We start from the raw sequence: 19,205 nt of genomic DNA, 5'->3' as shown, positions 1-19,205 counted from the left end.
TGGGACCGAACGCGCTGTCGCCCGGGGTTTCGGGCGGCAGTCCCGGTCGGGTCCGTCCGCCGGCGACGGTGCTGTCGGGCGGCCGACGGTCGGATGCGGCGGACGTAACCAGCGCGGCACGCGCGGAATGCGTTACGTTGCTGGTCCGTCGGGGTACAGAGCGGGGCACGGCCGGATGGATCATCGGGTCGGTGTGGGGGATGGCCGGAGCGGGAGGCTGCATGGGCTCGGCCCAGGGGGGCGCGGACGAGGGATGCCCGTCCCATGGCGTCCGGGACGTGGAGCTTCCCCCGCTGCTCGCCGCGGCCTTCGCCGCCGGCGGTGAGATGGGCGAGCGGATGCGCGCGTTCGACTGGGGCGCCACCTCGCTGGGCAGCCCGGACCGCTGGCCCTCGGCGCTCTGCGCGGCGGTCGGCATGATGCTCGCCTCCAGCGCCCAGATCGTCATGTTCTGGGGCGAGGACGAGCTCGCCTTCTACAACGACGCCTACCGGCCGACCATCGGCGGCAAGCACCCGGACGCGTTGGGCCGGCCGGCCCGCGAGCACTGGGTGGAGACGTGGGACGTGCTGGGTCCGCTGCTGGAGGGCGTCCGGCGCGACGGCCGGTCCTACCGCGCCGAGAACCACCCCTTCCCGCTCGACCGGCACGGCTTCCTGGAGGAGACGTACTTCGACGTCTCGTACGACCCGATCCTGGGTGCCGACGGCACCGTCGACGGCATCTACTGCATCGTCAACGAGACCACCGGCCGGGTGCTCGGGGAGCGCCGGCTGCGGCTGCTGGCCGAGCTGGGCAGCGAACTGACCGATGTGGGCAGCACCGCGGAGCTCGGCCGGGCCGCCGCCGCGGTGCTCGACCGCCACCGGTCCGACGTGCCGTTCGCCCTGGTCTACCTGCCCGGCGAGGACGGCGCCCCCGCCCTGGCCGGATGCGCCGGCGTCGACGCCGCCGGCGCGCCCTCCCCGGAGCGCCTCGCCGAGGTCGTCGCCGGCGGCGCCACCACCGTCGCCGTGGCCGACCTGCTCGGCCACGTCCCGGCCGACGCGGCCGAGCGCGCGCTGGTGCTGCCGGTCACCGCCGCCAACGAGACCGTCGGGACGCTGGTCGCCGGCGTCGCCCGCCGGCTGTCGCCCACCGACGAGTACCGCGACTTCTTCGACCTGGTCGCCGCGCAGATCTCCCGGGCCGTCGGCACGCAGCGGGCGTACGAGCAGGAGCGTGCCCGGGCCGCCGAGCTGGCGGCCCTCGACCGGGCCAAGACCAGCTTCTTCGCCAACATCAGCCACGAGTTCCGCACCCCGCTGACCCTGGTGCTCGGCCCGCTGGAGGACCTGCTCGCCGATCCGGCGCTGCCCGCGGCGTACACCGACCGGCTCACCGCCATGCACCGCAACGCGCTGCGGCTGCTCAAGCTGGTCAACACGGTGCTCGACTTCTCCCGGCTGGAGTCCGGCCGGCTGGCCGCCCGCTACCAGCCCACCGACCTGGCCGACTACACCGCCCGCCTGGCCAGCACGTTCCGCTCGACGACCGAGCGGGCCGGGCTGCGCCTGGTGGTCGACTGTCCGCCGCTGCCGGCGCCGGTCTTCGTCGACCGGGACATGTGGGAGAAGATCGTCCTCAACCTGGTCTCCAACGCGGTGAAGTTCACCTTCGACGGCGAGATCCGGGTGCGCGTCCGCGCGGTCGACGGCACCGCCCGCCTGGAGGTCTCCGACACCGGCGTCGGCATCGTGCCCGAGGAGCTGCCGCAGGTCTTCGAGCGCTTCCACCGGGTCCCCGGGGTGCGCTCGCGCACCCACGAGGGCACCGGGATCGGGCTGGCGCTGGTCCGCGAGCTGGTCGAGATGCACGGCGGCGAGGTGGCCGCCAGCAGCCGCGTCGACGAGGGCAGCACCTTCACGGCGACCGTCCCGTTCGGCGCCGGGCACCTGCCGGCCGAACGCGTCGCCGACGCCGGGCCGCCGGTGCGGGTCGAGCCGGCGCAGGCCGACCTCTACGTCGCGGAGACCGCGCTCTGGGCCGACGCCGTCGGCGAGGGCGCGACGCGGGTCGCCGGCTCCGGCGCCGCCGGCCGGATCCTGGTCGCCGACGACAACGCCGACCTGCGCGAGCACGTCACCCGGCTGCTCGCCCCGTCGTGGGAGGTGGTCGCGGTCACCGACGGCGTGGAGGCGCTGCGGCGGGCCGTCGACGGCTCGTTCGACCTGGTGCTGACCGACGTGATGATGCCCCGGCTGGACGGCTTCGGGCTGGTGGCCGCGCTGCGGGCGGACCCGCGTACCCGGCACGTGCCGGTCGTGCTGCTCTCCGCCCGCGCCGGCTCGGCCGAGGCGGTCGCCGGGCTCTCGGTCGGCGCCGACGACTACCTCACGAAGCCCTTCTCCGGGCAGGAGCTGATCGCCCGGGTCCGCGCCAACGTCGAGCTGGGTCAGCTCCGTGGCCAGATCATCCGGGGGCTGCGGGGGCTGGCCGACGCCGCGGTGGCGGTCAACACCGCCCGCTCCACGGCGGACGTGCTCCAGGTCGCCGCGCGGCACGCGCTGGGCCTGGCCGAGGCCGCCCGGGTGGTGGTCTCGGCGACCGGGATGCGCTTCGAGGCCGACGGCGGCGGGCTCGCCTCCATCGAGCCGTCCTTCGTGCTGCCGCTGACCGGCACCGCCGGCGAGCAGCTCGGCGAGCTGCGCGTCTGGCGTCCCGACGGCGACGGCGGCGAGACCGACGAGGCCGCGCTCACGCAGCTCGCCCGGCTGGTCGGGGTGCGGCTGGAGAACGCGCAGCTCTACGAGGCCGAGCACCGCATCGCCACGACGCTCCAGCACAGCCTGCTGCCCAGGTCGCTGCCGCAGCTGCCGGGCGCCGTGGTCGCCGGCCGCTACCTGCCCGGCAGCGCCGACGTGGAGGTCGGCGGCGACTGGTACGACGTCATCGCGCTGGGCGACGACGAGCTGGTGCTCGCCATCGGCGACGTGGTGGGCAAGGGCGTCCGCGCGGCGGCGGCGATGGGGCAGCTCCGCAACGCGCTGCGGGCGTACGTGCTGGAGGGCTTCGACCCCGGCGAGTCGCTGACCCGCCTCAACCGGCTGGTCGGCACGACGGAGGGCCGCTCCTTCGCCACCGTGGTCTGCCTCTGGTTCAGCCCCCGCACCGGCCGGCTGCGCTACGCGAGCGCCGGTCATCCCTCGCCCCTACTGATCCGGGGAGACGACGTGGTGTTCCTGCACGACCGGGCGCTCGGGCCGCCCGTCGGGGCCATCCCCGAGACGTCCTACCGGACGGTGGAGGGGGAGTTGGCCCCGGGCAGCCGGCTGCTGCTCTACACCGACGGCCTGATCGAGGACCGTCAGCTCGGCATCGACGCCGCGCTGACCCGGCTCCGGCGCGACGCGGCGACGCCCGGCCAGCACGTGGCCGACCTCGTCGACGCCGTCGTGGCGGGGGTCGCCGGGCGGCCGCTGCGCGACGACGTCGCGGTGCTCGCTTTGGAGGCGGCGGAGCTGAACCGGTTCGCGCTGCGGCTGCCCGCCGACCCGACGCGGCTCAGCGTGCTGCGCAAGCGCCTGGAGGGCTTCCTCGTCGCGCACTCGGTCAACGAGACCGACCTGTTCGACCTGACCGTCGCGATCTCCGAGGCGGCGGCCAACGCCATCGAACACCCCGTCGACCCGGCGGAGCCGACGATCGGTGTCGAGGTGACGATCGAGGACCGCACGGTGGTGGCGACGGTGCGCGACAGCGGCCGGTGGCGCGAGCCGACCGGGTCGGGCTTCCGTGGGCGCGGGCTGTCCCTGATCGAGGCGTTGGGAGAACTGTCTGTCACGCGTACCGCCGAGGGGACGGAGGTGACGCTGCGCCGGCGGCTGGAGGGCTGAGCGCGCGCCCGACGGCGGCCGGTCAGGCCGGGTGGAGCCAGGCCTGGTCGCCCAGGCCGGAGATGTCCAGCACCCGGCGGACCTGCCGCGACGGCAGCACGGCGAGCGCGGCCGGGAACTGCTGGGCCAGGCGGACCACGGCGTGGATGGCCGCCGAGTCGAAGAAGGTGACCGCGCGCAGGTCGAGCGTCACGCGCTCGGCCGGCTCCCGCAGCACCGTCTGGATCATCGTGTCGGCGGTCGCCATGTCGACCTCGCCGGTCACCACGACACGGACGTGACCACCGTCGACCTCCGCGCTGGCGGAGAAGACGGGAGGCGCGGCGTCCCCTTGATCCACGCAGCCACAATGGCACAGCGGTCGCGGTGCGGCAACAACCGGGACGGGCGGGCGGTGGCGGGGGTCACCCGCCCCCGCGGCGATAGGCTTGGAAGCATGACCGTCCGTGCGCCGCTGACCCCAGGCACGCTCTCCCCGCTGCGGGCCGTGCCCGCCCACATCGTCCGCCCGGAGTACGTGGGCAAGAAGCGTCCGCAGGAGTGGCGCGGCTCGCACGTGCAGACCCCGGAGACCATCGAGAAGATGCGGATCGCCGGTCGGCTCGCCGCGCAGGCCACCCAGCTCGCCGGTGAGCACTGCAAGCCGGGCGTGACCACCGACGAGATCGACCGGGTCGTGCACGAGTTCCTCTGCGACCACGGCGCCTACCCGTCGACGCTGGGCTACAAGGGCTTCCCCAAGTCATGCTGCACCAGCCTCAACGAGGTGATCTGCCACGGCATCCCCGACTCCACGGTGCTCCAGGACGGCGACATCATCAACGTCGACGTCACCGCGTACATCAACGGGGTGCACGGCGACACGGACGCCACCTTCTGCGTCGGTGAGGTCGGCGAGGAGGCCCGGCTGCTGGTCGAGCGGACCCACGAGGCGATGATGCGCGGCATCCGCGCGGTCGCCCCGGGCCGCCAGATCAACGTCGTCGGCCGGGTCATCGAGTCGTACGCGAAGCGCTTCGGCTACGGCGTGGTGCGCGACTTCACCGGGCACGGCATCGGCGAGTCCTTCCACAGCGGGCTCTACGTGCCGCACTACGACAGCCCGCGCCCGACCGACGTGATGGAGCCGGGGATGACGTTCACGATCGAGCCGATGATCACCCTCGGCACCCACCAGTACGACATGTGGGACGACGGCTGGACGGTGGTCACCAAGGACCGCCGGTGGACGGCCCAGTTCGAGCACACGATCGTGGTGACCGAGGACGGCCACGAGATCCTCACCCTGCCGTGACCGACACCCCGGCCGCGCTGCGCGAGGCACACCACGCGGACGTCTCCGGCGGCTGGCTGCGGCCCGCCGTCTTCGGCGCGATGGACGGCCTGGTCACCAACATCGCCCTGATCGCGGGCGTCGGCGGCGGCGGGGTGTCGCCCCGCAGCATCGTGCTCACCGGCACCGCCGGCCTGGTGGCCGGGGCCATCTCGATGGGGCTGGGGGAGTACACGAGCGTCCGCTCGGCCAACGAGCAGGTCGCGGCGGAGGTGGCAAAGGAGCGCCGCGAGTTGGAGCGGCACCCCGAGGCCGAGGCGCGCGAGCTGGCCCAGGCGTGGGTCGCCCGGGGCCTGCCGCACGACCTCGCCATGCAGGTCGCCGAGGCCGTGCGGCGCAACCCGGAGGAGGCGCTGCGGGTGCACGTCCGGGAGGAGCTGGGCGTCGATCCCGACGACCAGCCCAGCCCGTGGGCGGCCGCGATCTCGTCGTTCCTGTTCTTCTCGGTCGGGGCGCTGGTGCCGCTGCTGACCTACCTGTTCGGCGCGACGAGCCTCTGGCTCGCGCTGGCCGTCGGCGGCCTCGGGCTCTTCGCGGCCGGCGCGGTGGTCGCCCGGTTCACCGCCCGGCCCTGGTGGACCGGCGGCCTGCGGCAGCTCCTGCTCGGCGCGTTGGCGGCCGGTGCCACCTATCTGATCGGCACCCTCATCGGCGTGCAGGGCGGGATCGGCTGAGCCACCGTCGCCCACGAGGTGGCGTGCGCGCCGTCGTCGGCGGTCCGGTCGGGGCCGCCGCCCGTACCGGCTTCGACCCCGCCCGGACCGGGCCGGCGCGGTCAGCCGGCGCGGCGTTCGACCGGCAGGCGTGACCTGACCAGCAGCCCGGCGCCGAGCATGGCGACCAGCGGCACCACGATCAGCACGCCGAGGACCGACCACGGGACGACGATCGGGTAGGGGTCCTGCACGGGCCAGGACCGGGCGTAGCCCCGGTTGACGGCGGCGAGGACGGCGACGACCGACCCGAGGCCGGCGAGGAGGCCGAGCAGGGAGCCCAGGCCGGCGATCACACCGGACTGGCTCAGCGACAGCACCCGCCGGATGCGTGGGCTCGCGCCGACGGCGGCCAGGGTCGACAGGTCCGGTCGGCTGTCGGCGGCCGTGAGACCGGTCGCGATCCCGGCGGCCCCGAGGGTGACCAGCCCGGCCGCGACGGCCATGACGAGCAGCAGCGGGTTCGACCCGTCCTGCGGGGGGCGTTGCACCTCGACGCGCAGCCGCGGCGAGACCTCCTGGACGGCGGCGGCGAAGGCGTCCGCCCGGGCGACGTCCGGGACCTTCCCGGGGCTCACCACGAACCCCCACTGCCGTACGCCGAGCCCGACGCGGGCCGCCGCGGCCGGCGACAGGATCGTCCGTGGCACGTCCAGCCCGGTGGTCAGGACGTACGCCGGGAGGACCTTCCGCGTGGTCTCCCGTCCCTTCCCCTTGCCCTCCGGCCCGAGCGGCAGCAGCGGCTGCAGCGTGACGGTGCCGTCCGCCACGTCCAGCGGGTCGGTGACGACCACGCCGCCGGCCCGTAGCGCGGCGGTCGCCTTCGCCAGGTCCTCGCCGTGGGCCCCGGTGAGCAGCGGGAGCGCCGTCCCGTCGTCGACCAGGATGCCGAAGTGCCGGCCGGAGACCCTGGGCAGGCGCATGTCGCAGCGCGGGTCGCTCCGTGCGCGGCGCTGGTCGTCGGGGGAGGCGCCGCCGAGGTAGGGGCACGTCTGTCGTTCCGGCCGTTCCACCGTCACCCCGCAGGAGTCCCGCGACCTGGTCCCCGCCGGGCAGGTCAGCCCGCGCACCTCGGCGACCGTGCCGGTCGCGAGGAGCGTGGTGGCGAGGTCCGTGATCCGCCGCAGCGGCACGGGGGTGGTCGAGCCGCCGTCGTGGGTGACCGACACCGTGCCCTCGGGCAGCGCCGGCACGATCGAGGCGGCCTGCCGGGCGTCGTTGCTGGCGACGTACACGCCGAGGCAGACGGCGCCGGCGACGGCGGCCATCACGGCGGAGATCGCGGGTGCGGCGGCGGCCCGGTTGCGGCTGGTGTCGCGCAGCGCGATCCGGAGGGCGGGCGGCAGGTGGCGACCGACCCGGGCGACCTGACCGACCACGCTGGGCGTGCAGAGCACCAGGCCGAGCTGGATCAGCAACAGCCCGGCGAGGATCAGGTCGGTCGACACCCGTGGGACCGCGTACGCGGCGAGCCCGGTCCCGGCGAGGGTCACCCCCACCCCGGCGACCACCCAGCGGCGACGGGAGCGGGTCGCGCCCCGCCGCCCGGTGAGCGCCGCGACGACGCTGCGTCGCGCGGCGGTGTGCGCCGGGACCAGGGCCGCGGCCGTCGCCGTCAGCACGGCCAGCCCGGCGACGGCCAGCAGGGCCAGGGGATGGAAGCGGTATCCGCCCGCCCGCGCGTGGGCCAGGTGCTCCTCCACCAGCGGGCGTCCGAGGACGGCCAGGGTCACGCCGAGCGCGACGCCGGCCGCGGCGCCGGCCAGCCCCAGCACCACGCCGTCGGCGAGGACGATCCGACGCAGGTGTGCGGGGTTGCCGCCGGTGGCCGCGACCAGGCCCAGCTCGCGCGACCGGCGCCGGGCGCCGATCGCGAACGCCGGCCCGGCCAGCAGGACGACCTCCAGCGCGCCCAGCCCGGCGACGAGGGTGCCGGCGCTGATCGTGTCGGCGTTGACCCGGGTCGGCTCCCGCATGGACGGCGGGGGATCCAGGGTGAGCGCGCGCGACGTCGCCTGGAACGGCGTCGGGCCCGACTGGAGCTGTTCCACCTGGGCCAGGGTCACCGGGCCCGGGGTGTCGACCAGCCAGGTGGTCGCCGGGTGCGGCAGCGCCGCCGACGGCAGCACGACGGCCTCCCGCAGGTCGTCGGGGAGCTCCACGACGCCCACGACGGTGTACCGCCGGGACCCGTCGGCGGCGGTCACCGTCCCACCGACGCCGGCGCCCAGGCGGCGCAGGGCCGCCTCGCTGGCGGCCAGCTCGGTCCCGCCGCTCGGCACCCGGCCCCGGCGCAGCGCGACCATGCCGTCGGTGAGCGGGTCGGTCAGGTCCAGCCAGTGGGTCTCGATCTCACCGACGCCGTTGACGGTCTTCCACGCCGTCGGTCCCCGCCCGACGGGAAGGGCCCGGCTGCCCGGCGGCAGGACGGCGGTCAGCTCGGACTGCCCGGGGGGATCGCGGAACATCCAGGTGAGCTTGAGGTCCGCCTGACCGAGCGCGCGTTCCACCCGCTCGGCCGGGGTGAGCCGGAACATGTCGTAGGCGACGGCGGCGAAACTGAGCGCCGTCACCGGCAGCATGATCATCGCCACGACCAGGGCGCTGCGTCCCCTGGCCCGCCGCGTCTCCCGGCGGGCGAGGCGGAGAGCCGTCCGCCAGGAGGCGAACAGGCGGGACCATCGGCTCACGGGATCTCCCCCAGCAGCTGTTCGGGCCGGCCGAGCGGGCCGGAGGTGTCGACCACCGCTCCGTCGTGGAGGAACACCACCCGGTCGGCCCAGGCGGCGTGCCGCGCCTCGTGGGTGACCAGCACCGCGGCGGCCCCCGCGTCCACCCGGGACCGCAGCACCCGGAGCACCGCCTCGCCGGTCTGCGAGTCGAGCGCCCCCGTCGGCTCGTCGGCGAGCACCAGCCGCCGGTGCCCGACCAGCGCGCGGGCGATCGCCACCCGCTGCTGCTGCCCGCCGGAGATCTCGTCGGGGAACCGTTGGCCGAGGTCGGCCACGCCGACCTCCTCCATCGCGGCCACCGCCTGGCGGCGCGCCCGGCGCACGCCCGTGCCGTCCAGCTCCAGCGGCAGCGCGACGTTCTCCACGGCGGTGAGACTAGGCAGCAGGTTGAAGTGCTGGAACACGTAGCCCACGGCCCGGCGGCGCAGCGCGGCGAGTCGCTGACGGTCCAGCGTGTCGAGGCGGTCGCCCTCCACCCACACCTCGCCGTCGGTCGGCCGGTCCAGGCCGCCGGCCAGGTTGAGCAGGGTGGACTTGCCGGAACCGGACGAGCCCATGACGGCGACCATCTCGCCGGGGCGTACGGAGAGGCTGACGCCGCGCAACGCGGCGACCGAGGTGTCGCCGACGCCGTGCACCCGGCGCGCCTCGCGGATCTCCAGGACGTTCACGGGGTGGCCCCCGCGGCTGCGTCGGCGGAGGCGCGGCGGACGGGGGCGGTGTCGTGGGAGGCCGCGGGGAACGGGCGGGGATCCGCCGGGCCTCGGCCGGGCCGTCCCGGACGGCGATGGGAAACGGACATGGATACGGAGTATGCATACTCGGTATGCGTCGGGCAAGCCGGCGCCCCGCCCGCAGGACGGTCGCCGACCGCCGTGCCGAGAAAGGGGCGTGGGTTCAGCCGTCGAGGAGGTCGTCGACCGTGCCGTCGACCGGGCGGCCCCGCGCCGCCAACTCCTCCGCCTGGCGGGCCAGCACCGCGCCCACCTCGGTCATGTCGGCTCCGGCCAGGCCGGTGCGCCGCACGGCGTCCCCCGGGTCCCGGAAGTAGGTGCGGCTCAGCAGCCCGTGCACGGTGGCCGCCGCCAGCCGCGCCTCGCCGAGCATCAGCAGGGCCTGGTCGGTCTCGTACCACTCGGCCAGGCGGGCGGCCCGCGCGTGCGCCGCGCTGCCCCTGTACCACGCCTGCCGGGCGGCCGTGCTGAACTCGGCGGGCCGGGCCCGGGCCAGCCGGCCCAGATGCGCGTCGCGCAGGGTGCGCAGCCAGCCGGTCGGGTCGTGCAGCGCCCGGGTGCTGACGTAACGGTCGGCCGTCAGCGGCCAGAGCGGCGAGATCACCCGGGCCTGGCGCAGGTAGTCGTCCGCGCCGGACACGGTCAGGTCGACCAGCACGCCGCCGACGCGCCGCGTGGCCGGCGGCGGCCCGCCGCCGGGACGGTAGGTCACCACCAGCAGGCCGACCTCGCCGTCCCCGCCGCCGTCGTCGTCGCCGTGCGCCAGCGGGCCGTGCACCGCCACGGCGAGCACGTCGGCCGGGAAGCGTCGGCGGGCGGCCTCGGCGACCCGCGCGGCCACCGCCCACCGTGGATCGTCCGGGCGTACGCCGCCGTCGGCGGCACCGTCGTCCACGTCCACGCCGACCACCTCACGCCCTCGCCACCGGGCCGCCCGTCGAGACCGGACCGCCGGTGTCACCGTCGGCGCCGGTCACCGCACCACCCTAGCCGCGCCCCGCCGGCCCGCCCGGCCCGCCGCGCCCGGTGGGGACCAGCCGGAAGACGAGGATCTCCCGGCCGCCGGCCCGCCGCACGTACGCCTCGTAGGCGGGCCACTGCTCGACCAGGAGCCGCCACAGCCGCTCCCGTTCGGCGCCGGTGGCGACCTCGGCGCGCACCGGGAGGCGGCGGCCCTTCACGGCCACCTCGGCCGTCGGGTCGGCGACCAGGTTCAGCGCCCAGCCCGGCTGGTGGGTCTGGCCGAAGTTGGTGCCCACCACCACGTACGCCCCGCCGTCGGGCACGTAGAGCAGGGGGTTGCTGCGCGGCTTGCCGGAGCGGCGGCCGGTGGTGGTGACGACCAGCGACGGGACGAGGCCCAGCGCGACCACCCGGCCACGGGTGAGCCGCCCGACCACCCGGTCGGCGGGGACGAGCAGGCGGGCGGCGGCGCCGAACCAGCGGTGGTGGCCGACGCGGCGGGTGAGGGCTCCCAGGACGGGCACGCAGACCAGTGTGCCCGTCGCGGGCCGGTCAGTCGAGACGTCGTTCGACCGGCAGCCGGGACCGGGTGAACAGCCCCGCGCCGAGCATCGCGACCAGCGGCACCACCAGCAGGACGCCGAGGGTGGTCCAGGGGACCAGCACCGGGTACGGGTCCTGGACCGGCCACATGCCGGCGTACCGGCGGTTCAGCGCGGTCAGGATGATCGCGGCCGAGCCGAGGCCGGCGCCGATGCCGAGCACCGAGCCCGACACGGCGATCACCCCCGCCTGGCAGAGCGACAGCAGCCGGCGCAGGCCCGGCGCGCCGCCGACCGCGGCCAGGGTGGACAGGTCGCCGCGCCCCTCGGCCGCCGCCAGCCCGGTGGCCGTGCCGGCGGCCCCCAGGGTGATCACCCCGGCCGCGGCGGCCAGCAGGAGCAGCGCCGGTCGCTCGCCGTCGCCCGACCCGCCCGACTCGAACTCCAACCGCACCCCGAACGGCCGCAGGGCGGCGCGGAACCGCTCCTGCCGGTCGTCGTCGGGCGCCCCGTCGGCCGCCACCGCCCAACCGACCGGGTGGGCGGTCAGCCCGAGCCGGTCGGCCGCCTGCGGGGACACCAGCAGCCGCTGGGTGCCCAGGCCGGTGTGGAACGCGTACCCGTCGACGGTGGTGGGCGGGGACGGCACGGGCCCCTCCGGCCCGGCACGGGCGACCATGACGTCGACCCGGCCGTCCACCACGTAGCGCGGGTCGGTCACCACCACCCCGCCGGCCCGCAGCGCGGCGGTGGCGGCGGCCACGTCGGCGGGAGCGGCGCCGGTGAGGGCCGGCAGCACGGTGCCGTCGTCCACCACGGCCTGGAAGAACATGCCGAAGAGGTCGTCGGGGCCGCCGCGACAGCGGGCGTCGGCGCGGGCCCGCCGCTGCTCGTCCCCGCTGAGGCCGTCCCCCGACGGCCAGGGGCAGGCCCGCTCGGGCGGCAGCACCGGCGAGACCGCACAGGGGCCGGTGTCGACGCCGCACCTCGCCTCGGCCACCGGCACGACGGCGCGGGCCCCCAGGTGGTCGCGGGCCGCCCCGGCGACCTGCTCCAGGCTCGGCCGGCCGCCCCGCCGGTCCGCAGCCGGGTCGGCGGCGTCCTCCGGCACGGTCACCAGCACGGTGCCGGGCGGGAGGCTCGGCGCGTACATGGCGTCCGACCGGGCCTGGTCGCTGGCCAGGTACACCCCGACGGCGACGCTGCCGGCGACCGCGGCCATGACGGCCGAGATCGCCGGGGCGGTGGAGGACCGGTTGCGGCTGGCGTCGCGCAGGGCGATCCGCGGGGCCAGCGGCAGCGACCGGCCGAGCCGGGCCAGCAGGCCGACCAGCGTCGGGGTGGCGAGGACCAGTCCCAGCTCGCCGAGGACCAGGCCGGCGAGGATCACCGTCGGCGCCGTCCGGGCGGCGCCGAACGCGGCGAGCGCCGCGCCGCCCACGGTCAGGGCCAGCCCCGCCACCGGCCAGCGCCGGCGGTGCGTGGGCGGGACGCGGCGGCCGGCCAGCCCCGCCACCACGTCCTGCCGGGCGGCCGTCCAGGCCGGGACCAGCGCGGCCAGCACCCCGGTCAGCACCGCGACGGCCCCGATCGCCACGAGGGCCTCCGGCCAGCATCGGTACCCGCCGAAGCGCGCGCCGTAGAGGTGCTGCTCGACCAGCGGACGGCCGGCGAACGCGGCGGCGACGCCCAGCGTCACCCCGGCGGCGGCCCCGAGGGCGCCCAGCACCACGCCGTCGGCCAGCACGATGCGGCGCAGGTGGGCGTCGTCCCCGCCCGCCACCGCGACCAGCGCGAGATCCCGGCGCCGCCGGCGTACGCCGACCGCGAAGGCCGGCCCGACGAGCAGCACCACCTCCAGCAGCCCCAGCCCACCGACGAGCACCGAGACGCTCATCCCCTCGACGTCCATGCCGGTGCCGGCGGGGGAGGGGAGCGAGCCGGCGCCCGACGGCGGGGCCGGGGTGCGGGCCCGCACCACGACGCCCTGCCGGTTGAGCCGGCGGAACAGGTCCTCGTCGACGCCGTCGGGCAGGTCGACCAGCCAGCTCGACTCCGCCCCGGTCGCCGGGTCCCCGGCCGCCGGATACAGCGTCACCACCGGCCCCAGGTCGTCGGGGTACTCGGCCACCCCGACCACCCGCCACGAGCGCGCGCCGTCGGCGGAGGTGAGGGTGCCGCCGGGACGGACGTCGAGGCGGCGCAGAGCGGCCGGGCTCGCCGCGATCTCGTCCGGCCCGGCCGGCGCCCGACCCGAGTGGAACCGCACCAGCCCCCGGCCGAGCGGGTCGGCGAGGTCCACCTCGCGTCCGGTGACGTCGTCGACGACCCGGCCGCCGACGCGGGCGTCGAACGACACCCACCGGCGCAGCGGGACGGCCCGGCTCCCGGCCGGCAGCAGGGCGGTCACCTGCGCGGCGGTGACCGGCCCGGCCGGGACCAGGCTGCCGTCCGGGGAGCCCCAGCCCTCGCCCCAGGCGTCCTGGAAGACCTGGCCCCGCGCCACCCAGAGCAGCTCCGCGTCCGCCACGCCGAGCTGGCGGTCGTTCCGCTCGGCCCGGGTCAGCTCGGCCATGTCCCAGCTCACCGCGGTGAAGGTCAGCACCAGCACCGGCAGTGTGATCATCGCGAGCACCAGCGCCGTACGCCCCCGCGCCCGGCGGGCCTCGCGCCGGGCGATCCGCAGCGCCGCCCACCAGGAACCGACGACGCCCGCGAGCCGGCCGCCCCGGCCCGCCGTCACCGACCGCTGCCGCTCAACAACTGCTCCACGCTGCCCAGCGGGGCGGTGGAGTCGACCAGCACCCCGTCGCGCAGGAAGACCACCCGGTCGGCCCAGGCGGCGTGCCGCGCCTCGTGGGTGACCAGGACGGCGGCGGCCCCCGCGTCCACCCGCCGGCGCAGCAGGTGCAGCACGGCCTCGCCGGTCTGCGAGTCCAGTGCGCCGGTCGGCTCGTCGGCGAGCACCAGCCGGCGTTCGCCTACCAGGGCGCGGGCGATGGCCACCCGCTGCTGCTGGCCGCCGGAGAGCTGGTCGGGGAACCGGTCGCCCAGCTCGGGCAGGCCCACCTCGGCCAACGCGTCCAGCGCCAGCCGGCGGGCGCGCCGGACACCGGTCCCGTCCAGCTCCAGCGGCAGGGCGACGTTCTCCACGGCGGTGAGGCTGCCGAGCAGGTTGAGGTCCTGGAAGATGTAGCCGATCCGGCGGCGCCGCACCTGGGCGAGGCGGCGCCGGTCCAGGGCGCCGAGCTGTTCGCCCTCGACGTACACCTCACCGGCCGTCGGGCCGTCGAGCCCGCCGGCGAGGGCGAGCAGGGTGGACTTCCCGGAGCCCGAGGGTCCCATCACCGCGACGAGCTCCCCCGGCCGGACGGCGAGGCTCACCCCGCGCAACGCGTGCACCGCCGCCGGCCCGGAGCCGTGGGTGCGGTGCACGTCGCGCACGTCGAGCACGGCCGTGGTCCGGTCCTCGTCCGCCGGCCGGCTCCCCGCGTTCACCGTCGCGCCTCCTCGTCCGCCCGGTCCACCGCCTCAGCGGGGCTCGCCGGCAGCCGACCCGGATCGGCCGGACGGTAGCCCACGAGGCTGGTCTCGCAGTGGTCCAGCCAACGCACCTCGGCCTCGGCCTGGAAGACCATGGCGTCCAGCACCAGCCGCCACGGCAGCTCCTCCGGGCGGTCGCTGGCGTACTTCAACCGGGTCAACTCCTGCAGCGTGCGCATGGTCGCGCTGCGCTGGGTCTGGACCACCGACCGCACGTCGACGCCGGGGGTGGTCAACGCGAGCGCCAGCTTGATCGCCAGCTCGTCGCGGGGCCGGTCGGTGCGGCTGACCGGGGTGGCGAACCACAGCGTCAGGTCCGCCCGCCCGGCGTCGGTGATCTCGTACGGGCGCTGCCCGGCCTCGCTCTCGGGAAGCGAGCGGACCAACCCGTCCCGCTCCAGCCGGGACAGGGTGGTGTAGACCTGCCCGATGTTCAGTGGCCAGGTCGAGCCGGTCGACTCCTCGAACGCGGCGCGGAGCTGGTAGCCGTACATCTGACCGCGCTCGAGCAGGGCGAGCAGCCCGTGACGGATGGACATGGGAACGGAGTATGCATACCTGGTATGCGACCCGCAACCGGAGCGTGACGGTGGGCGGCGGCCGTCAGGCGGGCCGGCCGGGGAACGGCACGGTCGACGGGGTGATCCCGGCCGTCCGCCGCCAGCGGGTCGCCCGCAGGGCGTAGTCGACCAGGGCGGCCAGGGCCCGGTCCCGGTCGGCGCCGGTGCTGGCCGGCACCGCCGCGCGCCAGAAGGCGGCCGTACGCTCCTCCACCTCGACGGCCAGCCGCAGCGCGCTGGCCCGGTCGGTCACCGGGAACGGCAGCGCGTAGCCCGCCCGGTCGGCCGGGACGACGCCGCCGCTCGTGCTCAGCCGCAGCACCAGGTCGTCGCGGCGGCGCCGGTGCGCGGCCTCCGCCTCCCGGGCGGCCTTGCGGGCCGCGCCGGTGAGGCGCACCCCGATGGGGCCGTAGGCCCAGATCGCCGCGTACTCGGCGGTGAGCGCCGCGCCGAGGGGGCCGGCCGGGCCGGACGGTGTGGGAGTGGTCACCTCAGTGCCTCCACGTGGGTGGCCCGCGCGGCGACGATCGAGGCGAGCAGCGCGGCCCGCTCCGCCGGCGCCGCCGCGCAGGCGCTGGTCGCGTTCTTCCGGCCGGCGTTCTCCCGCTCGCGCAGCGCGGCCCGGGCCGCCGCCGGGTCACCCGCCGGGGCCGGGGTGGCCGCGGCGGACGCCGAGGGCAGCGGCACGCCGATCACCCGGGCCAGCTCGGCCGCGTGCGCGTCGTGCGCCTCGGCGATCGGGGTGAGGATCCCGGCCAGCGCGGGGTGCGCGGCGGCCGCGTCGCGGTGCCCGGCGGCGAGCCCGAGCGCCTCGTCGAGCAGCGGCGTGAGCGGGTCGGGACCGGGGTCGGGATCGTCGTCGCGGTCGAGAAGATCACAGGCGGTCAGCGGCGCGACCGCCCCGCCGAGCGCCAGGAGGGACCCGGCGCGCAGCACTGTTCGCCGGGAATGCCCGGTTGCTCCGCCGCGTTGCGTCGTTCTGCCCGTCGCCACCGGACAAGTCAACACCATCACCGGCCGTACGTGGGTCACCGGCGTCGGTGCGCCGCCCGGTCCCGCGCCCGGCAGGCGCGTTACGCTCTGCGCAGCCACCGGCGCGTCAGCTCCGGTGGCGTGCCGGCATGGCGACCGACCGGGGCGCCGTCGATCACGAGAAGGGTGCGGAGATGACGCAGCGTGGCCGTGCCACGAGGTCGACGGGTCCGGCGGGCAGACCGCGGCGCGCCGAGGCCCCCCGGGGCGGGGAACGCGCCGGCGGCCCCCGCGGCGACCTCGCCGCCCGGCGGGCCCGGCTGCGTGAGGTCATCGAGCCGGTGGTCGCCGACGCCGGCTACGACCTGGAGGACCTCTCCGTCTCGCGCGCCGGCCGCCGGCACGTGGTGCGGGTGATCGTGGACGCCGACGGCGGGATCAACCTGGACGCCGTCGCCGACGTCTCCCGGGCCGTCTCCGCCGCCCTCGACACGGCCGAGGAGGCCGGCGGCGACATCGTCGCCGGGGAATACCAGCTCGAGGTCAGCTCGCCCGGCGTGGACCGGCCGCTGACCCTGCCGCGGCACTGGCGGCGCAACGTCGGACGGCTGGTCAAGGTGACCGCCCGCGGCGCCGGCGCCCTGCCCGGGCAGCGCGCCGAGCAGCCCGCGGGCGACCGGCAGGTCACCGGCCGGGTGGTCGAGGCCGACGACGAGCGCGTGGTGCTGGAGACCGACGCCGGCCCCGCCACGTGGCCCTACGCACAGCTCGGCCCCGGCCGGGTGCAGGTCGAGTTCCACCGCCTCGACGAGATCGAGGAGACGGACGAACCCGACGACATGGACGACACCGACGACTTCGACGACGAAGATGATGTGGAGGACGAGGAGAGGTGAACATCGACCTCGCGGCGCTGCGCGCACTCGAGCGCGAGCGGGAGATCCCGTTCGACACGATCCTCGCGGCGATCGAGACCGCGCTGCTGACCGCCTACCGGCACACCGAGGGGGCGGAGCCGCACGCCCGGGTGGAGATCGACCGTAGGTCGGGCGCGGCCCTGGTCTACGCGCAGGAGTTGGACGACGACGGCACGGTGGTGCGGGAGTGGGACGACACCCCGCACGACTTCGGCCGGATCGCCGCCATGACGGCCAAGCAGGTGATCCTCCAGCGGCTGCGCGAGGCCACCGACGAGGTGCACTTCGGCGAGTACGTGGGCCGCGACGGCGACCTGGTCACCGGCGTGGTGCAGGCGCACGAGGCGCGCAGCGAGAAGGGCATCGTCAGCGTCGACCTGGGCAAGCTGGAGGGCGTCCTGCCGCAGTCCGAGCAGGTGCCCGGCGAGCGGTACGCCCACGGCGAGCGGATCCGCTGCGTGGTGGTGCACGTCGCCAAGGGCATGCGCGGCCCGCAGATCACCCTGTCCCGCTCCCACCCGGCGCTGGTCAAGAAGCTCTTCGCGCTCGAGGTGCCGGAGATCGCCGACGGCACGGTCGAGATCGGCGCCATCGCGCGTGAGGCGGGTCACCGTACGAAGATCGCGGTCCGTTCCACCACCCAGGGCGTGAACGCCAAGGGGGCCTGCATCGGCCCGATGGGCCAGCGGGTCCGGGCCGTGATGAGCGAGCTGCACGGCGAAAAGATCGACATCATCGACTGGTCGGACGACCCGGCCACCTTCGTCGGCAACGCCCTGTCGCCGGCCAAGGCGCTGCGGGTAGAGGTGGTCGACCTGGCCACCCGGACGGCCCGGGTGACGGTTCCGGACTTCCAGCTCTCCCTCGCGATCGGCAGAGAGGGGCAGAATGCCCGACTCGCGGCCCGGTTGACCGGTTGGCGGATCGACATCCGGTCCGACGCGGAGCAGGCTGGCGCGGCCGGCCGGGGCGCAGCTGATCACGTCCCGGAACCGGGCGGCGCGATCTCGGGCGCCTAGGGGTAGACTTCCTCCAGTGGTACGACGCGCGCTGCCGGAGCGCACCTGTGTGGGTTGCCGGCGTCGTGCGCCGGCCAGCGAATTGCTGCGGATCGTCGCGGTCGGCGACGAGGCTGGTCACAGCCTTCGGCCCGATCCGGCCCGCAGGCTGCCGGGTCGGGGAGCGAACATGCACCCGGATCCGGCCTGCTTCGCGCAAGCGGTGCGGCGGCGCGCCTTCGGGCGGGCGCTGCGCATCACCGGGGTCCTCGACCACGGTGAGCTGGCGGAGCACGTCGATGCGCCAACCACTACGTCCGGTCAGCCCGATCGGGCGAGGGTCGCTAGCAAGGTAGGACGACCGACATGAGCACACGATGAAGTCCCTGAAATGACCAGGCTTCAAGTGCACGAGTGAGGTCGCTGCGGGTGCTGCCCGCACGACCTCGGAGTGAGGAGTGCAGTGGCAGGTAAGGCCCGCGTACACGAGCTTGCAAAAGAGCTCGGGGTCGAAAGCAAGACCGTTCTCGCCAAGCTCAAGGAGATGGGCGAGTTCGTGAAGTCCGCGTCCAGCACCGTCGAGGCGCCCGTCGCCCGACGGCTGCGTGGCGCATTCGTCGCGTCCGCCGGTGGTTCCTCGGCACCGACCGCCCCGCCGGCGGCCGCTCCGAGCCCGGCACCGACCCCGACGCCGTCCCCGACCCCGGGTGCCCCCCGGGTCTCGGCCAAGCCGATGCCGCCCCGGCGGCCGGCCGCGCCGACCCCCGGACCGAAGCCCAAGGGCCCGGTCCCCGGCCCGCCGCAGGCGACCCCGGTCGCCAAGCCGGCGAGCGCGCACGACATCGAGGTGGCGGCCGCCGAGGCGCGCGCCGCCGCGCTCAAGGCTGAGCAGGAGGCCGCGGTCAAGGCCGCGCAGGCCGCCCGCCAGCAGCAGCGGGAGAACGTCCGGCGGGAGCCCCCGACCGAGGGCGGTCCCCGTCCGGGTCCGCGTCCCGGCCCGAACGCCGTGCCGCCCCGTCCGGGTTCCCCGGCCGCGGGTCGTCCCGGCGCTCCGCAGCCGGGTCCGGGCGCCCGGCCGGGCGGTCGTCCGCCGGCGCGCGGCGCCGGCAACAACCCGTTCGGCATCCAGGGCGGCCAGCAGCAGCGGCCGCCGGCCGCCGGTGCCGGCGGTCCCCGGCCCAGCCCGGCGGGCATGCCGCCGCGGCCGAGCCCGGCCTCCATGCCGCCCCGGCCCAGCCCGGCCTCCATGCCGAGCCAGCGGCCCACCACCGGCCGCCCCGGCGGTCCCGGCGGCGGGCGTGGCGGCCCCGGTGGCGGCGCGGG

General features: G+C 76.3%; 17 protein-coding genes. 7 read left to right on the top strand and 10 right to left on the bottom strand.

All coding sequences use genetic code 11. The annotated features are described in order from the left end of the window. The first annotated feature begins 221 nt into the window (after positions 1-221). On the top strand, positions 222-3,875 hold the full coding sequence (locus tag ACWENR_RS01260; protein ID WP_452275076.1) for a SpoIIE family protein phosphatase: 3,654 nt from the start codon (positions 222-224) through the stop codon (positions 3,873-3,875). Between the two features lie 22 nt (positions 3,876-3,897). Here the strand turns inward: ACWENR_RS01260 and ACWENR_RS01255 are convergent, their stop codons facing one another. After that, positions 3,898-4,215, bottom strand: coding sequence for an STAS domain-containing protein (locus tag ACWENR_RS01255; protein ID WP_452275075.1), 318 nt, complete (start codon positions 4,213-4,215; stop codon positions 3,898-3,900). A 96-nt stretch (positions 4,216-4,311) separates the two neighbouring features. Between ACWENR_RS01255 and map the strand changes: the two genes are divergently transcribed. Next, a complete protein-coding gene (gene map, locus ACWENR_RS01250; RefSeq protein WP_452275074.1) occupies positions 4,312-5,169 on the top strand; it encodes a type I methionyl aminopeptidase in 858 nt (285 codons plus the stop codon). Continuing rightward, the gene (locus ACWENR_RS01245) at positions 5,166-5,882 is read left to right on the top strand and encodes a VIT1/CCC1 transporter family protein (RefSeq protein ID WP_452275073.1); all 717 of its coding nucleotides are present in this window, start codon (positions 5,166-5,168) and stop codon (positions 5,880-5,882) included. Before map ends, ACWENR_RS01245 begins: the two co-directional genes overlap by 4 nt. A gap of 101 nt (positions 5,883-5,983) precedes the next feature. Here the strand turns inward: ACWENR_RS01245 and ACWENR_RS01240 are convergent, their stop codons facing one another. From ACWENR_RS01240 to ACWENR_RS01200, 9 genes are all read right to left on the bottom strand, one after another. Further along, positions 5,984-8,611, bottom strand: coding sequence for an FtsX-like permease family protein (locus ACWENR_RS01240; protein ID WP_452275072.1), 2,628 nt, complete (start codon positions 8,609-8,611; stop codon positions 5,984-5,986). Next, positions 8,608-9,324, bottom strand: coding sequence for an ABC transporter ATP-binding protein (locus ACWENR_RS01235; RefSeq protein WP_452275071.1), 717 nt, complete (start codon positions 9,322-9,324; stop codon positions 8,608-8,610). The genes ACWENR_RS01240 and ACWENR_RS01235 overlap by 4 nt, the downstream gene beginning before the upstream one ends. 226 nt (positions 9,325-9,550) lie before the next feature. After that, entirely contained in the window at positions 9,551-10,288 is a 738-nt protein-coding gene (locus tag ACWENR_RS01230) for a nucleotidyltransferase domain-containing protein (protein WP_452275070.1), read from the bottom strand. A gap of 85 nt (positions 10,289-10,373) precedes the next feature. Then, positions 10,374-10,874, bottom strand: a complete 501-nt coding sequence (locus ACWENR_RS01225; RefSeq protein ID WP_452275069.1) for a nitroreductase/quinone reductase family protein — start codon at positions 10,872-10,874, stop codon at positions 10,374-10,376. Between the two features lie 28 nt (positions 10,875-10,902). Beyond that, positions 10,903-13,635: an FtsX-like permease family protein gene (locus ACWENR_RS01220; RefSeq protein WP_452275068.1), complete on the bottom strand. Its 2,733-nt coding sequence runs from the start codon at positions 13,633-13,635 to the stop codon at positions 10,903-10,905. Next, positions 13,632-14,390 (bottom strand): ABC transporter ATP-binding protein, encoded by a 759-nt coding sequence (locus tag ACWENR_RS01215; RefSeq protein WP_452275067.1) that lies wholly within the window; start codon positions 14,388-14,390, stop codon positions 13,632-13,634. Before ACWENR_RS01215 ends, ACWENR_RS01220 begins: the two co-directional genes overlap by 4 nt. Then, complete coding sequence (locus ACWENR_RS01210; protein WP_452275066.1) at positions 14,387-14,974, bottom strand: PadR family transcriptional regulator; 588 nt, start codon at positions 14,972-14,974, stop codon at positions 14,387-14,389. The genes ACWENR_RS01215 and ACWENR_RS01210 overlap by 4 nt, the downstream gene beginning before the upstream one ends. A gap of 64 nt (positions 14,975-15,038) precedes the next feature. Then, positions 15,039-15,485 carry a ferritin-like domain-containing protein gene (locus ACWENR_RS01205; protein WP_452275065.1) on the bottom strand — a complete coding sequence of 149 codons (447 nt, stop codon included), beginning with the start codon at positions 15,483-15,485 and terminating at the stop codon, positions 15,039-15,041. Next, positions 15,482-15,931, bottom strand: a complete 450-nt coding sequence (locus ACWENR_RS01200) for a hypothetical protein (RefSeq protein WP_452275064.1) — start codon at positions 15,929-15,931, stop codon at positions 15,482-15,484. Before ACWENR_RS01200 ends, ACWENR_RS01205 begins: the two co-directional genes overlap by 4 nt. A 230-nt stretch (positions 15,932-16,161) precedes the next feature. On the opposite strand from ACWENR_RS01200, the gene rimP reads away from it, so the two are divergent. From rimP to ACWENR_RS01180, 4 genes are all read left to right on the top strand, one after another. Beyond that, positions 16,162-16,863, top strand: coding sequence for a ribosome maturation factor RimP (rimP, locus tag ACWENR_RS01195; RefSeq protein ID WP_452275063.1), 702 nt, complete (start codon positions 16,162-16,164; stop codon positions 16,861-16,863). Next, positions 16,860-17,903, top strand: coding sequence for a transcription termination factor NusA (gene nusA / locus ACWENR_RS01190; RefSeq protein ID WP_452275062.1), 1,044 nt, complete (start codon positions 16,860-16,862; stop codon positions 17,901-17,903). Before rimP ends, nusA begins: the two co-directional genes overlap by 4 nt. A 16-nt stretch (positions 17,904-17,919) precedes the next feature. After that, positions 17,920-18,252: a YlxR family protein gene (locus ACWENR_RS01185; protein ID WP_350680569.1), complete on the top strand. Its 333-nt coding sequence runs from the start codon at positions 17,920-17,922 to the stop codon at positions 18,250-18,252. A 93-nt stretch (positions 18,253-18,345) separates the two neighbouring features. After that, a partial coding sequence (locus tag ACWENR_RS01180) for a translation initiation factor IF-2 N-terminal domain-containing protein (protein WP_452275061.1) occupies positions 18,346-19,205 on the top strand: 860 nt, incomplete at its 3' end.

The organism is Micromonospora sp. NPDC004336 (assembly GCF_053602615.1).
This window is presented reverse-complemented; position numbering and strand designations above follow the sequence as displayed.